General features: G+C 62.3%; 12 protein-coding genes and 1 rRNA gene. 5 read left to right on the plus strand and 8 right to left on the minus strand.

Going from position 1 to position 12,800, the window contains the following annotated elements; translation table 11 throughout:
• Window positions 1-19: 19 nt before the first annotated feature.
• The 5 genes from V8Z78_RS24885 to V8Z78_RS24905 form a co-directional block, all read right to left on the minus strand.
• Window positions 20-2,008, minus strand: coding sequence for an acetoacetate--CoA ligase (locus V8Z78_RS24885; protein ID WP_003068819.1), 1,989 nt, complete (start codon window positions 2,006-2,008; stop codon window positions 20-22).
• Between the two features lie 85 nt (window positions 2,009-2,093).
• Window positions 2,094-3,608, minus strand: a complete 1,515-nt coding sequence (locus V8Z78_RS24890; protein WP_050788998.1) for a sigma-54 interaction domain-containing protein — start codon at window positions 3,606-3,608, stop codon at window positions 2,094-2,096.
• Between the two features lie 188 nt (window positions 3,609-3,796).
• Window positions 3,797-5,314 (minus strand): tripartite tricarboxylate transporter permease, encoded by a 1,518-nt coding sequence (locus V8Z78_RS24895; RefSeq protein WP_012837420.1) that lies wholly within the window; start codon window positions 5,312-5,314, stop codon window positions 3,797-3,799.
• Complete coding sequence (locus V8Z78_RS24900; RefSeq protein WP_003068813.1) at window positions 5,314-5,907, minus strand: tripartite tricarboxylate transporter TctB family protein; 594 nt, start codon at window positions 5,905-5,907, stop codon at window positions 5,314-5,316. The genes V8Z78_RS24895 and V8Z78_RS24900 overlap by 1 nt, the downstream gene beginning before the upstream one ends.
• Before the next feature lie 242 nt (window positions 5,908-6,149).
• Entirely contained in the window at window positions 6,150-7,115 is a 966-nt protein-coding gene (locus V8Z78_RS24905; RefSeq protein WP_003068811.1) for a Bug family tripartite tricarboxylate transporter substrate binding protein, read from the minus strand.
• A gap of 135 nt (window positions 7,116-7,250) precedes the next feature.
• Here V8Z78_RS24905 and V8Z78_RS24910 point away from each other — a divergent pair, with 135 nt between their 5' ends.
• From V8Z78_RS24910 to V8Z78_RS24925, 4 genes are read left to right on the plus strand one after another with little or no spacing between them, the layout of a single operon-like run.
• A complete protein-coding gene (locus V8Z78_RS24910; RefSeq protein WP_349732345.1) occupies window positions 7,251-7,952 on the plus strand; it encodes a response regulator in 702 nt (233 codons plus the stop codon).
• A complete protein-coding gene (locus V8Z78_RS24915; RefSeq protein ID WP_349732346.1) occupies window positions 7,949-9,424 on the plus strand; it encodes a sensor histidine kinase in 1,476 nt (491 codons plus the stop codon). The genes V8Z78_RS24910 and V8Z78_RS24915 overlap by 4 nt, the downstream gene beginning before the upstream one ends.
• A 32-nt stretch (window positions 9,425-9,456) precedes the next feature.
• On the plus strand, window positions 9,457-9,897 hold the full coding sequence (locus V8Z78_RS24920) for an RNA-binding S4 domain-containing protein (RefSeq protein ID WP_034362959.1): 441 nt from the start codon (window positions 9,457-9,459) through the stop codon (window positions 9,895-9,897).
• Between the two features lie 12 nt (window positions 9,898-9,909).
• The gene (locus V8Z78_RS24925) at window positions 9,910-10,677 is read left to right on the plus strand and encodes a hypothetical protein (RefSeq protein ID WP_057091711.1); all 768 of its coding nucleotides are present in this window, start codon (window positions 9,910-9,912) and stop codon (window positions 10,675-10,677) included.
• A 184-nt stretch (window positions 10,678-10,861) separates the two neighbouring features.
• On the opposite strand, the gene V8Z78_RS24930 is transcribed toward V8Z78_RS24925, so the two are convergent.
• Window positions 10,862-11,041, minus strand: coding sequence for a hypothetical protein (locus V8Z78_RS24930; protein ID WP_007185876.1), 180 nt, complete (start codon window positions 11,039-11,041; stop codon window positions 10,862-10,864).
• Between V8Z78_RS24930 and V8Z78_RS24935 the strand changes: the two genes are divergently transcribed.
• Window positions 10,965-11,777, plus strand: a complete 813-nt coding sequence (locus V8Z78_RS24935; protein WP_057091709.1) for a DNA/RNA non-specific endonuclease — start codon at window positions 10,965-10,967, stop codon at window positions 11,775-11,777. The two genes, V8Z78_RS24930 and V8Z78_RS24935, sit on opposite strands and share 77 nt — an antisense overlap.
• A 65-nt stretch (window positions 11,778-11,842) precedes the next feature.
• On the opposite strand, the gene V8Z78_RS24940 is transcribed toward V8Z78_RS24935, so the two are convergent.
• Window positions 11,843-12,589 (minus strand): 16S rRNA pseudouridine(516) synthase, encoded by a 747-nt coding sequence (locus V8Z78_RS24940; protein WP_034362957.1) that lies wholly within the window; start codon window positions 12,587-12,589, stop codon window positions 11,843-11,845.
• Window positions 12,590-12,693: 104 nt separating this feature from the next.
• A 5S ribosomal RNA gene (rrf, locus tag V8Z78_RS24945) occupies window positions 12,694-12,800 on the minus strand; the annotation flags it as partial.

A 12,800-nucleotide genomic window follows, 5' to 3' on the forward strand; every position in this document is an offset into this window, starting at 1 on the left:
AATCAGCCTCAAGCGCTTGTCACGCCTGCGGTACCTGCTCTCGAAATTGAATAAAGAAATCAATGCTGGATGGATTGGCCATGGCATCGGGGCTGGCCACCTTGGCGGCGTCCGCTCCCAGCAGCAGCTTGCGCACCGGCACCTCCATCTTCTTGCCGGTGAGGGTGCGCGGAATCTCGGCCACCTGAACCACCACATTGGGCACATGGCGTGCCGAAGCCTTGGTCTTGATGGCGTTCTTGATCTGGGCGGTCAGCTCGCCCGTCAATGCCTGGCCTTCGGCCAGAGTCACGAACAGCGGCATGAAGGAAGGTCGACCCAGATATTCGAGATCGACCACCAGGCTGTCCTTGACGGCGTCGAGCTCCTCGACGACACGGTAGATCTCCGCCGTGCCCATGCGTATGCCGAAGCGGTTGATGGTGCTGTCCGAGCGTCCGTAGATCACGGCCGTGCCGCGCTCGCTGAACTCGATCCAGTCACCATGGCGCCAGCAGCCGGCAAACACGTCGAAATAGCTGTCGTGGTAGCGCGCCCCGCTCTTGTCGTTCCAGAAGAACACGGGCATGGAGGGCATGGGCTCGGTGATCACCAGCTCGCCGACTTCGCCGACCACGCTCTGCCCCTGTTCGTTGAAGGCATAGGCGGCCACACCCAGCTCGCGGCACTGAATCTCGCCCGCGTTGACGGGTAGTATGGGCGCGCAGGCCACAAAGCCCGAGGCGATATCCGTGCCGCCGCTGATCGAGGCCAGCCACAGATCATTTTTGACGTTCTCGTAGACCCAGGCATAGGCATCGAGAGGCAGCGGCGAGCCCGTGGAGTTGATGGCACGCAGCTTCTCGAACTGGCGCCCCTTCTTCGGCGAGACGCCATCCTTCATGCTCTTGGTGAGGAAGGCCGCACCGCAACCGAAGATGCTGACCTGGTATTGGTCGATGAAGTCCCAGAGCGCATCGTCGCTCGGCGCCGTCGGGTTGCCGTCGGACAGGACCACGGTCGCGCCGGCCAGCAGGCTGCCTATCATCAGGTTCCAGACAATCCAGCCGGTGCTGCCCAGGAACATGAAACGATCGCCGGGCAACACGTCGTGCTGCAGGCGATTGGTTTTGAGATGGGTGAGCACGATGCCGCCATGACTGTGCACCATGGCCTTGGGCAGGCCGGTGGTTCCCGACGAGTACACCACCCACAGCGGATGGGAGAACGGCAGGCGCTCGAACTGCAGCGGCGCTGCATGGCACGTTGCATCGGCCCAACTCATGCAGTCACGCCAGGGCACGGCCGCGTGTTCGGCATCGCTGCCGAACAAGGGCCCCGGCACATGAATCACCCGGGCAATATCGGGCAGACCCTGGAGTACCTCGTCCAGCACTTCACGGCGATCGAACTGCCTGCCGGCATAGCTATAGCTGTCGGTCGCGAAAATCAGCTTGGGCGCAATCTGCTGGAAGCGATCCAGCACCACGGATACGCCCATCTCCGGCGCGCAACTGGACCAGATGGCGCCAATGCTGGCACAGGCCAGAAACGCCACCACGGTCTGCGGCACATTGGGCAGATAGGCCACCACGCGATCGCCACGCACGATGCCCAGACCGCGCAGGCTTGCCGCCAGGGCGCCCACATCGCGCTGCAGCTGCTGCCAGGAGACTTCGACCGGGGTCTGGCCCTCGCAGCGCGCAATGATGGCCGGACGCTGGTCGCTGGCCTGGCGGAAGATGTGTTCGGCATAGTTGAGCCGGGTTTCGGGAAACCACTCGGCACCCGGCATCTTGCGGCCGGCCAGCACCTGCGTCGGGTCACCATCGGCCTGAATGCCGAAATAGTCCCAGACGGAGCGCCAGAAGCCTTCGATATCCGTCGCCGACCATTGCCACAGCGCTTCATAGTCGGAGAAGTCACGGCCACGGCTGTCGCGCAGCCAGTCCATGTAATGCCACAGGCCGCTTTGCTCCTGCTGCTGCTGCGTGGGCCTCCACAACTCCTGCCCTTGTACCAATGCCATGCTGTCTCCGGACTCAAATTAGATATTTTTTATAACTATAAAAACAAACCAAGTCCTACTCACCAAGGGCAATCCCTAGCATGACTCAGAAATTCAGCTTCTCGAGCCGGTCGTAGAGCTTGGCGCGCGATATGCCGAGCGTCCTTGCAACGGCCAGCTTGTTGCCCCCATGGGCCTGCATCGCGGCCCTTATCGCACGGGCTTCGAGCTCGGCCATTTGCTCGGCAAGCGGCTTGAGCAAATCGCCTGCCGCAGCCACGGGTTCCTGCGCCAAGGGCGGCCGATGCGGAACCTGCAGCTCTACCCCGGACGAGCGCAGCACCTGTGCCAGCAGGCCGGCATCGATGTGCGAGTCGTCGCAGCGCATGGCTGCCTGCTCCAGCACATTGCGCAGCTCGCGAATATTGCCGCGCCAGGCCTGTGCGACCAGCAATTCCAGCGCCCCCTTTCCCAGCTCCGGTGGAACCATGTCGTTGCGCAGCGCCAGGTCCTCGCAGAGCATTTCCACCAGGGCCGGGATATCGCTGCTGCGCTCGCGCAGCGGCGGCACGCGCACGGGCAGCACATGCAGCCGGTAGAACAGGTCTTCCCGGAAGCGCCCGTCGCGCACCATCTGCAGCAGATCCCGAGAGGTGGCGGCCACCACGCGTACATCGAAATGCACGATCTGGTTGGAGCCCAGCGGCTCGATCTCTCCCTCCTGCAAGGCCCGCAGCAGCTTGGCCTGCAGACTGGCGGGCATGTCGCCGATTTCGTCGAGAAACAGGGTGCCGCCATCGGCGAGCTTGAACTTGCCATCGCGCGTCTTGCGGTCGGCTCCGGTGAATGCGCCCGGAGCCACGCCGAAGAATTCGGCCTCCAGCAGCGTTTCGGGAATGGCCGCGATATTGACGCTCACAAAAGGACCGCCAGACCGCGCCGATGCGGCATGGATGGCATGGGCCAGCACCTCCTTGCCGGTACCGGTCTCGCCCAGCAGCAGCACCGGACTCATGGACTGGGCCGCCCGTCGCGCCTGGCGCTTGACCTCGACCGCAGCTGGACTACTGCCCACAAAGCTGGCAAAGCTGTATTTGCTGCGGCGCGAACCCTGCACGGACGCCTGCAGGCTGCGGCTGCGCTGGGCAGCCAGCTCGCGCCGCGCTTCATCGAGATCGCGCTGCAGCATCGCAAACTTGCTGATCAGCGGCTGCAAGGTTGTCTCGGGCTGGTCGAACAGCACAATGCCGATGGCACCGATCACGCCACCTTCATCGTCATGCAGCGGCAGGCGGCTGACGACAAAGGTTCCGGCGCTATTGGTCAGCAGATCGATCAGGACCGGCTTGCCGGTCTCCAACACGCTGCGCATCTGCGTGTTGGGGATGACCTCCTCCACCTTATGCCCGAGAAAATCGCCCACACCGGCTACTCCCAGGCGTGGCAAAAAACGCTCGTAGCCTTTGTTGACCCAGACAATGCGCCCGCTTCTGTCGACCAGAAACATACCCTGGCTCATTGACGAGAACAGCTGAAACATGGACCGTGCCGCCAATGCATAGATGCCGTCGGCATCATCGGGCAGCTCGCAAGCGAAATCGTTGGGTAGCCGTTGGCTCATTTCCATCATTGCGCCATGGTAGGGCGACATTGCCCCAAAACCATCGGCACAGACCTCCAGCTAGTGCATTCAAAGCAATGCTTTAGCCGGCCTCCATAAAAAAATCCCCTGTCCAGCTCACCGAACAGGGGATATGAATGCAACGGGCTCCATGCGTACAGCACCCGCAGCAGGCTAGGAAACGGGACTCAGGCGGCGCTTGCCTCCCGGGCATGCTTGGCCTCCGACAGGCGCTTGAGCACGCGGGGAATGATCAGTACGGCCAGCACGATGATGATCAGCGTCAGCGACATGGGACGCTGCAGGAAGATCCACCAGCTGCCTTCGCCGATCGACACTGCATTGCGCATCTGCGCTTCCGCCAAGGGGCCGAGGATCATGCCCACCACCACGGGGGCGGTGGGGAAGTCGAAGCGGCGCATGATCACACCGAGCAAGCCAATACCGTAGAGCAGGAACAGATCGAACGCGCTCTGGCGCATGCCGTAGGCACCGACCGTTGCAAAGATCAAGATGCCGGCATACAGCTGGGGACGCGGAATCTTCAGCAGCTTGACCCACAGACCCACCATGGGCAGGTTGAGCACCAGCAGCATCACGTTGCCGATGTACAGCGAGGCAATCAGCGCCCAGACCAGGGCAGCCGAACTGGTGAACAGCTGGGGGCCGGGGTTGATGCCGTAGTTCTGGAAGGCGCCCAGCAGCACGGCCGTGGTGTTGCTGGTAGGAATGCCCAGCGTCAGCAGCGGAATCAGGGCTGCGGTCACGGTGGCATTGTTGGCAGCTTCCGGACCGGCCACGCCTTCGATGGCGCCCTTGCCGCCGAACTCGGCCTTGTCTTCGCCCTTGGCCAGCTTCTTCTCGGTCGCGTAGCTCAGAAAGGTCGGGATCTCGGTGCCGCCAGCGGGAATGCAGCCAAACGGTGTACCCAGCAGCGTGCCGCGCATCCAGGCGGGCCAGGAACGCTTCCAGTCACGCTTGGTCATGTGCACACGGGTCAGCTTGTTCTGCGACTCCTCGACCTTGCCTTCATACATGGCGGCATACAGCACTTCAGCCACGGCAAACAGACCCACTGCCACCAGCACAATGTCGATGCCGTCCAGCAGTTCCATCTTGCCGCCGGTATAGCGCGCGGCACCGGAGATCTGATCCATGCCGATGCAGCCTGCAGCCAGGCCGACAAACAGCGCCGTCATGCCGCGCAGCGAGCTTTGGCCCAGCACGGCGCTCACAGTGGTGAAGGCCAGCACCATCAGCATGAAGTACTCGGGCGGGCCCAGCTTCACGGCAAAGTCAGCGACATAGGGAGCAAATAGGGTCACCACCACTGTGGCAAAGGTCCCCGCGACAAACGAGCCGATGGCGGCGGTTGCCAGCGCCGCGCCCGCTCGGCCGCTCTTGGCCATCTTGTTGCCCTCCATGGCCGTGACCATGGACGCCGTTTCGCCGGGCGTGTTCAGCAGAATCGAGGTGGTCGAGCCGCCATACATGGCACCGTAGTAGATGCCGGCAAAAAAGATCATGGAAGCCGTCACATCCACCTTGGCGGTGATGGGCAGCAGCATGGCCACTGCCACGGCCGGGCCGATACCGGGCAGCACGCCCACAGCCGTACCCAGGGCACAACCCACCAGAGCCCACAACAGATTGACGGGCGTGATGGCGGTGGCAAAGCCTGCCATCAAAGCATTGAAGATATCCATTACAGCCACCCCGTCTGAGTCAAGCCAGGCAGATTGATTGCCAGGAACTGAGTAAACATCCAGAAAACGGGCGCTGAAATCAGCAAGCCAGTGATCACATCCTTCACCCAGGTACCGATTTCAGAGGCCTGAGGCTGATGCGCGGCGCGGCGCAGGCCTTGCACGGCCAAGACATAGCAAATCGTGCAGCTGAAGATAAAGCCGACGGTTCCAATCAAAGCCGCATTGATCAGCAGGCCTGCAGAAACCCAGACAAAAGACAATATATCGGCCTTGGCATGGCCGCCAGGATCCGCCGCATGGCGAAAGCCGCCGCTCCGAGCTTCCCAGATCAGCAACGCACCGCAAACGGCCAGCACGATGGCGCACAGCCAGGGCAGAAAGTTGGGGCCAACGCCACCATAGCCCGAATCGGAAGGAATCTGCAGTGCGCCGACAGCCAGGCCGACAGCGACCAGCAGCACGCCCGAACCGACAATGGTTTGTGCTCTTTTGGACGGTACATTGGGGCTTTGCGGCTCATCGGGGTCTGCATAGGCCGAAACCTGTGCGGCCTCCGCTGCCCGGGCCAGATCTTGGAATGAATCAGACATGATGAATGTGTTTGATTTCAATGGTTTTCGGAACCCGTCAGAGCAAACTTGCCAGCAGCTCTCACGGCATCATGGGGTTGCACAAACCCTGGCTTGCGCCGTCAGGGGCAGGCCATCAATCAGTGCGGGGGAAAACAGCAGGACACAACGCGATCAGGGCTGAAGTCGCCAGCCCTATGCCATGTCCCTGGAGCGTGTTCACGCGCCAGAGGCCGCTGCAGAACGCAGCGGCCTGGAGATCATCAGATCATGCCGGACTTGGCCATGGTGGCGCGCAGGCTGGCGAACTCGTCGTCGACGAACTTGCCAAAGGCATCGCCGCTCAGCCAGGCAGGTGTCCAGTCGTTCTTCTGCAGCGCTTCAGCCCAGGCCTTGCTCTTGGTGGCTTTCTCAATCTGGGCCACCAGCTCGTCGCGCTGGGCCTTGGAAATGCCGGGCGCGCCATACACACCGCGCCAGTTGCCGATTTCCACATTGATGCCCTGCTCCTTGAGCGTGGGAATGCTGGACGCCGCACCCTTGAGGCGTTGAGCCGAAGTCACGCCGATGGGCTTCATCTTGCCGGTCGCGATGTACTCGGCAAACTCGCTGAAGCCGCTGCCGCCCACGGTGACGTTGCCGCCCAGAATGGCGGAGATCGCCTCACCGCCCCCACGGAAAGCCACGTAGTTGATCTTGGCGGGGTCCACACCCACTTCACGGGCGATCATGGCTGCAGCAATGTGTTCGGTGGAGCCGCGCGAGCCACCGCCCCACTTGATGGAGCCAGGGTCCTTCTTGAGCTGGGCCACCACTTCCGCCATGTTCTTGTAGGGCGAATTGGCGGGCAGCACAAACACGTTGTACTCGCTGGTCAGGCGCGCCAAAGGCGTGGCCTGGCTCAGGTTGACAGGAGGCTTGCCGGTAATGATGCCGCCCAGCATCACGGCGCCCATGACCATCATGGCATTGGGATCGCCCTTGCTGCCGTTGACGAACTGGGCCAGACCGATGGCGCCGGCAGCGCCGCCCTTGTTGTCATAAGTGACGGAAGAAGCCACACCTGCGTCCTGCAAGGCCTTGCCCAGGGCACGGCCTGTCGTGTCCCAGCCGCCACCAGGGTTAGCGGGCAGCATCATCTTGATGGCTGCCGCTGCCTGGGCCGACAGGGGCAAAGCACCGGCCGCCGCCAGGGCTGCCAGAGACTTCAGAAACGTATCACGACGCATGATGTACTCCTTATGTAGTTGGTGAATGCAATCATGGACAGCCTGCCTGTCAAACGGCTGTCCAATCACCTAGGGCTATCCCTTAAGCAAGCCCGGTAGTTTCACGACTTGTCTTCGCATTCGCAGCGCAGTGCTATGTTCGGCTGCATGCAATTACTGCTTGTTGAAGATGATTCCGCCATGCGCACCACGCTGCAGCGCACCCTGATGCGCCGCGGGCTGCATGTGGATGTGGCGGCCGACGGCCCCAGTGCCCTTGCTCACTGGCAGACCCGCGAACCCGATGCCGTGGTGCTGGACCTGAGTCTGCCCGGCCTCGACGGCCTGCAGGTGCTGGAGCGCGCCCGGGCCCTGGGCCTGCGCACACCGGTGCTGATACTGACGGCACGTGGCACCGTGGGCGACCGCGTCATGGGGCTGAACGCCGGTGCCGACGACTATCTGGCCAAGCCCTTTGACCTCGACGAACTGGAAGCACGCCTGCGCGCCCTGCTGCGCCGCAGCCAGGATAGCTTCCCCCCCAGATCGGCCTCTGAAGTTATCACCCTGGGCGCATTGCGCTATGAAAAGGAAAGCGGCGCCATTTATCTCGACGACAAGGTTCTGGAGCTGACCCCGCGCGAGCTGTCCATGATGCATGCGTTGCTGGCCCGCCCAGGCCATGCGGTCACCAAGGAACGGCTGTTCAGTCTGGTCTTCCCCGGCGAGGTCGATGTGCAATACGAGGCCGTGGAAGTCGTGGCCTACCGGCTGCGCAAAAAGTTGGGCGGCACCGGCGTGCAACTGGTCACGCTGCGCGGACTGGGCTATCTGGTCAAGGCCGAGGTCGCGGCATGACAGCCGCTGCGGCCAAAGCGCGGCCCAAGACAGCCTGGTCGCTGCGGCGCCTGCTGCTCACCGGCATCTTGCTGCCTGTGCTGGCGCTGATTGCCCTCAACGCCTGGAGCCTCTATCAGCAAACCCTGGCATCGCTGCACACGGCTTACGACAGAACCCTGCTGGCCTCGGCCAAAAGCATTAGCGAGCAAATTGGCGTCACGGGATACGACGATCAGGCACAGTTGCGCGCCATCGTTCCCTATTCGGCACTGGAAATTTTCGAGGCTGACAACCAGAGCCGCATGTTCTACCGCGTCTCCACGCTGGACGGCCAGTTGATCTCCGGCTTCGAGGAACTGCCTGTCTGGAACGGCAGGATTCCACAGCGCCCGCCCTATGCGGCGCTGGTGGACTTCTACGACGACGAGTTTCGCGGCCACCCCGTGCGCGTGGCCGTGCTGCTGCAGCCGGTTGCCAGCGCCGACGGACGCGGCATGGCCGTGATCCAGGTGGCCGAAACCCTGGAACTGCGCGAATCCCTGGCCTTGCAGATTCTGCGTGATACCTTGATTCGTCAGGCCCTGCTGGTGCTGGTCGTCGCCCTGATCGTCATCATCGTGGTACAGCGCGCCACCCAGCCCATACGCCAGCTCAGCCAGGACCTGCAGGGCCGTGCCCAGGGGGATCTGAGTCCGCTGGCTGCGCCCGAGGTCCCGCGCGAAGTCCAGCCTCTGCTGGAAGCCACCAACCAGACCATGCAGCGCCTGCAAGGCCTGCTGAGCAATCAGAAGCGCTTTGTGCGCGACGCCTCGCACCAGCTGCGCACGCCGCTGGCCGTGCTCAAGGTTCAGGTCCAGTCTGCCAAGCGCGGCGATATTCCACCGGCCCAGGCCTTTGCCGAGATTGACGACACGGTGGACCGCGCCACCCGCGTCGCCAATCAGATGCTGGCCCTGGCCAAGGTCGAGCAGCTGCGCCAGGAAGACAGCAACCAGAACAGCTCCATGCTCGCCCAGCTCGACGATATCGTGCGCGACGTGGCGCTGGAGCTGTCACCGCTGATTGCCGATCACGACATGGATTTCGGCATCGAAACCCAGGCCTGCTGCGTGGCCGCCCATGAATGGATGCTGCGCGAGCTGACCCGCAACCTGCTGCACAACGCCATACGCCACACCCCCAGGCACGGGAGTCTGCAGGTCGATGTGCGCGCGCACGATGGCATGGCGCAGCTGAGTATCGAAGACAGCGGCAGCGGCATCGACGATGAACTGGCCCAGCGACTGTTCCAGCCCTTTTCGGCGGGCAATACGCGCAGCGGCTCCGGCCTGGGCCTGGCCATCTGCCAGGAAATCGTGCAGACCCTGGGCGGCCAGATCGAGCTGCGCAACCTGCACGACGGACTCGGCCGCGTGCGTGGCCTGCAGGCGCGGATTCAGCTGCCCCTGCACAATGGCGATGCCCAGGACATGGATACTGCTCTGACTTGAATCGCCATCCCTTCACGCCGCAAAATGCCGATATGAGTGAAACTGAATCCATGCGTCTGGACAAATGGCTATGGTGCGCGCGGTTCTACAAGACCCGCAGCCTGGCTGTGGAGGAGATTGGCAAAGGCCGGGTCACGGTCAACAACGCCAATGCCAAGGCCTCGCGTGAAATCCGCCCGGGCGACCACATCCACCTGCGCCAGGGCAATATTCCCAGGGAAGTCATAGTGCGCGGGCTGAGCGGCATGCGCGGCCCGGCACCCGTGGCCCAACAGCTATACGAGGAGACAGCGCAAAGCATTGCCCAGCGCGAACAGCTGGCCGAGCAGCGCCGTCTGGCACCCGAGCCCGCCGAAGCACTGGCGGCCCAGCACACCGGCCGCCCCACCAAGCGCGACCGCCGCGAAATCGATCGCGTGCGTCAGGACCGCAGCGGCTGGGGCGACCGCTGGAGCGCTTCCATCGATGACTGAAAACCTTCGCCCATGAAGCGCAGGCTGCTGATCTCCACACTCTCCACCCTGGCAGTTGCGGCAACCAGCGCCTTGAGCTGGTCGTGGCTGCGCAAGCGTCAGGGCAGTACCGAACGTCGAGCCGTGATCCAGACGGTCTTCAGCCAGGCGCTGCCGCCGCTGAGCGCCCAGCATCTGCAGCTGATGCGCCTGCTGCGGGTGCGGTGGATGCCCGTAGAGTCTGGGGCACCCGGCTTCGATCCCGTGCAGCCCTTTGGCGGCGATCTGTCCACCCTCGACACGGCCCAGCAAGTGCTGCGCAGTCACGATGCTGCTCTGGCCACCCGGCTCCTGACCGAGGTCTGCCTTTGGCTGCCGCAGTTTGTGGCCACCGCCACCTTGGCGCCCGGTCGCTATGCCTTGCCGCCCGACTTCTCAGGTCAGGCGCCAGACAGCAGCTTCGACTTTCGCCCCGAACACCTGACGCTGCTGCATGCCGCCCTGTGGCGTGAAGTCGGTACCGATGACCTGCCTTATGTCTTGGCCGAGGAGAAGGACGGCCAGGCGATCTGGCCCTTGCCCTATATCGACGGCAAGCGCCCGTACGGCGACCGCAGCTACTATCAGATCGATATGGCCGACATTCTGGGCAAGCCCTATGCGAGGAACGCACAGGGCCAGTACATTTTGCCGCCCCAGAAAGATGAGGCGCTCAAGCAGCTGCATCTGCAGACCCGAGCCGCACTTCAGATCCTGCTCATGCATGGAACGCCCTCAGGGATCCGAAGCTTGGCGACGTAAGCAGGGACAGGACATCTAGCCTTCATAAAATATGAGCACTTAGCGCTTTATTACAAAGCTTTTCAGGAAACTTTTACCTTGAAAAGCTTTCAAAGCTTGCGCAAACAGCTCTTATTCAAGTAGCAATCAATCATCCTCGATGACGGCCAGACTCGCTCTTGCGCCTGGGCTGCTGGCACTCTTTTCATCTCCCTCGGCCTTCTTCGCGCATGTCTTCCGCTTTTTCAGCACCGCTTTCCTCTTCCTGCTCACGAATCCCGCCATGGCTGCGCCATGCCGGCATCGCAATGCTGGCCATCAGCAGCGTGGCCTGCTCCGCCAGGATGCCTGCGCCCTCGGCAACGGCCAGCCCCGCACCGCTCATCCAGATCAGCAATCCCACGCGCAGCACCCAGGGCTTCGAGCAATGCCCACAGTTCTTTGCCAACAGCAAAGCTCCCGTGCTCAGCGATCAGCCCAAGCTGCGTGCGCTGTGCTATGACGCGTTTGCCGTGCTGCACAGCGGCCAGAGCAAGACTCCCGTCTTCGTCGCTCAGCGTCTGAACAAGGCCCTGGTCGCCGATGCCGACGAAAAGCGCACCAACAAGTTCTACAGCGATGCCCGCCTGCCCCGCGATGAACGCGCCGAGCTGGACGACTACAAGCGCTCCGGCTACTCACGCGGCCACATGGCTCCCGCTGGCGACATGCCGACCGCACAGGCCATGGCCCAGAGCTTCTCGCTGGCCAATATGGTGCCCCAGTCCATCAAGCAGAACGGCGGCCCCTGGGCCCGCATCGAAAAAGACACGCGCAGCTATGCACAACGGGCTCAGGGCGATGTCTACATCATCACCGGCCCGGTCTTTGAGGCCGGCGCAGCCTCCGTCGGCCACAACCAGGTGCGTGTGCCCAGCTTTCTCTACAAGCTGGTTTATGACGCTCAGAGCCAGCGTGCCTGGGCGCACTGGCAGGCCAATGATGACGCAGCCCGCGTCACCGAGCCCATCAGCTATGCGGAGCTGGTACGCCGTACCGGCATCGAATTCCTGCCCGGCGCTGCGCTGCAAACTTCGGGCAAGCTCCAGCAGGCGTCCATGCTCCCTGCGCAGCGGCACTGATTTCCCCTGTCGCCAATCAAAAAGCCTGCTGGCGCAAGCCAGCAGGCTTTTTATCTTGCTTTGTCTTACTTGCCCGGCTTGAACAATTCCAGCTCATCCGCCGTAAGCCAGCGCCATTGGCCAGGCTCCAACTCTGCGGGCAACTCCATGCCGCCGATTCTTCTGCGATGCAGACCTTCGACCCGGTTGCTCACAGCCGCAATCATGCGCTTGACCTGGTGATACTTGCCCTCGGTCAGCGTCAGATCCAGCACATGGCTATCCACCTGCTCGCAGGCCGCTGCCTTGACGGGCTTGGGATCATCATCGAGTACGACACCATCCAGCAGCCGCTGTATCTGCTTGGCATCCACCGGATGCTTGCAAGTCACTCGATAAACTTTGGAGACATGCTTTTTGGGCGACGACATGCGATGGATGAACTGGCCGTCATCGCTGAGCAGCAGCATGCCCGTCGTATCCTGGTCCAGACGACCCACCGCCTGAACACCTTGCACCGCCCCTTTGTTGGGTCGCTGACGCAGCGGAGCCGGTAGCAAGGTATAGATGCTGGGATAGGCCGATGGCTTTTGCGAGCATTCGGTGCCGGCTGGCTTGTTCAGCAGCACATAACCCAGCTCGTGATACTCCCACTCCACGCCTTGCACCCTGAAACGCAGACCTCCGGGATCCACCTGCTGGGTGGAATCCAGGATCTTCTCCCAGTCAGAAGTCTGCGGGTTCCACAGCTCCACCCAGCCTTGCTGCACCAAGCCGGAGCAGACACGGCGAATGCCAAAGCCCTGTGAATACAACATGTCCTGCAGCTGCATGCTCATCCTTTCCATGTCCACTACTGCGCAAGCAATATCAAGAATACCGATTGATCAAATAAAAAACCCCGTAATCTTTCGACTACGGGGTTTTCACTGTAAGAGCCTGACGATGACCTACTTTCACACGGGAACCCGCACTATCATCGGCGCAAAGTCGTTTCACTGTCCTGTTCGGGATGGGAAGGAGTGGTACCAACTTGCTATGGTC

The sequence above is a fragment of the Comamonas sp. wu1-DMT genome, from assembly GCF_040187805.1.
Classification (GTDB): domain Bacteria; phylum Pseudomonadota; class Gammaproteobacteria; order Burkholderiales; family Burkholderiaceae_C; genus Comamonas; species Comamonas thiooxydans.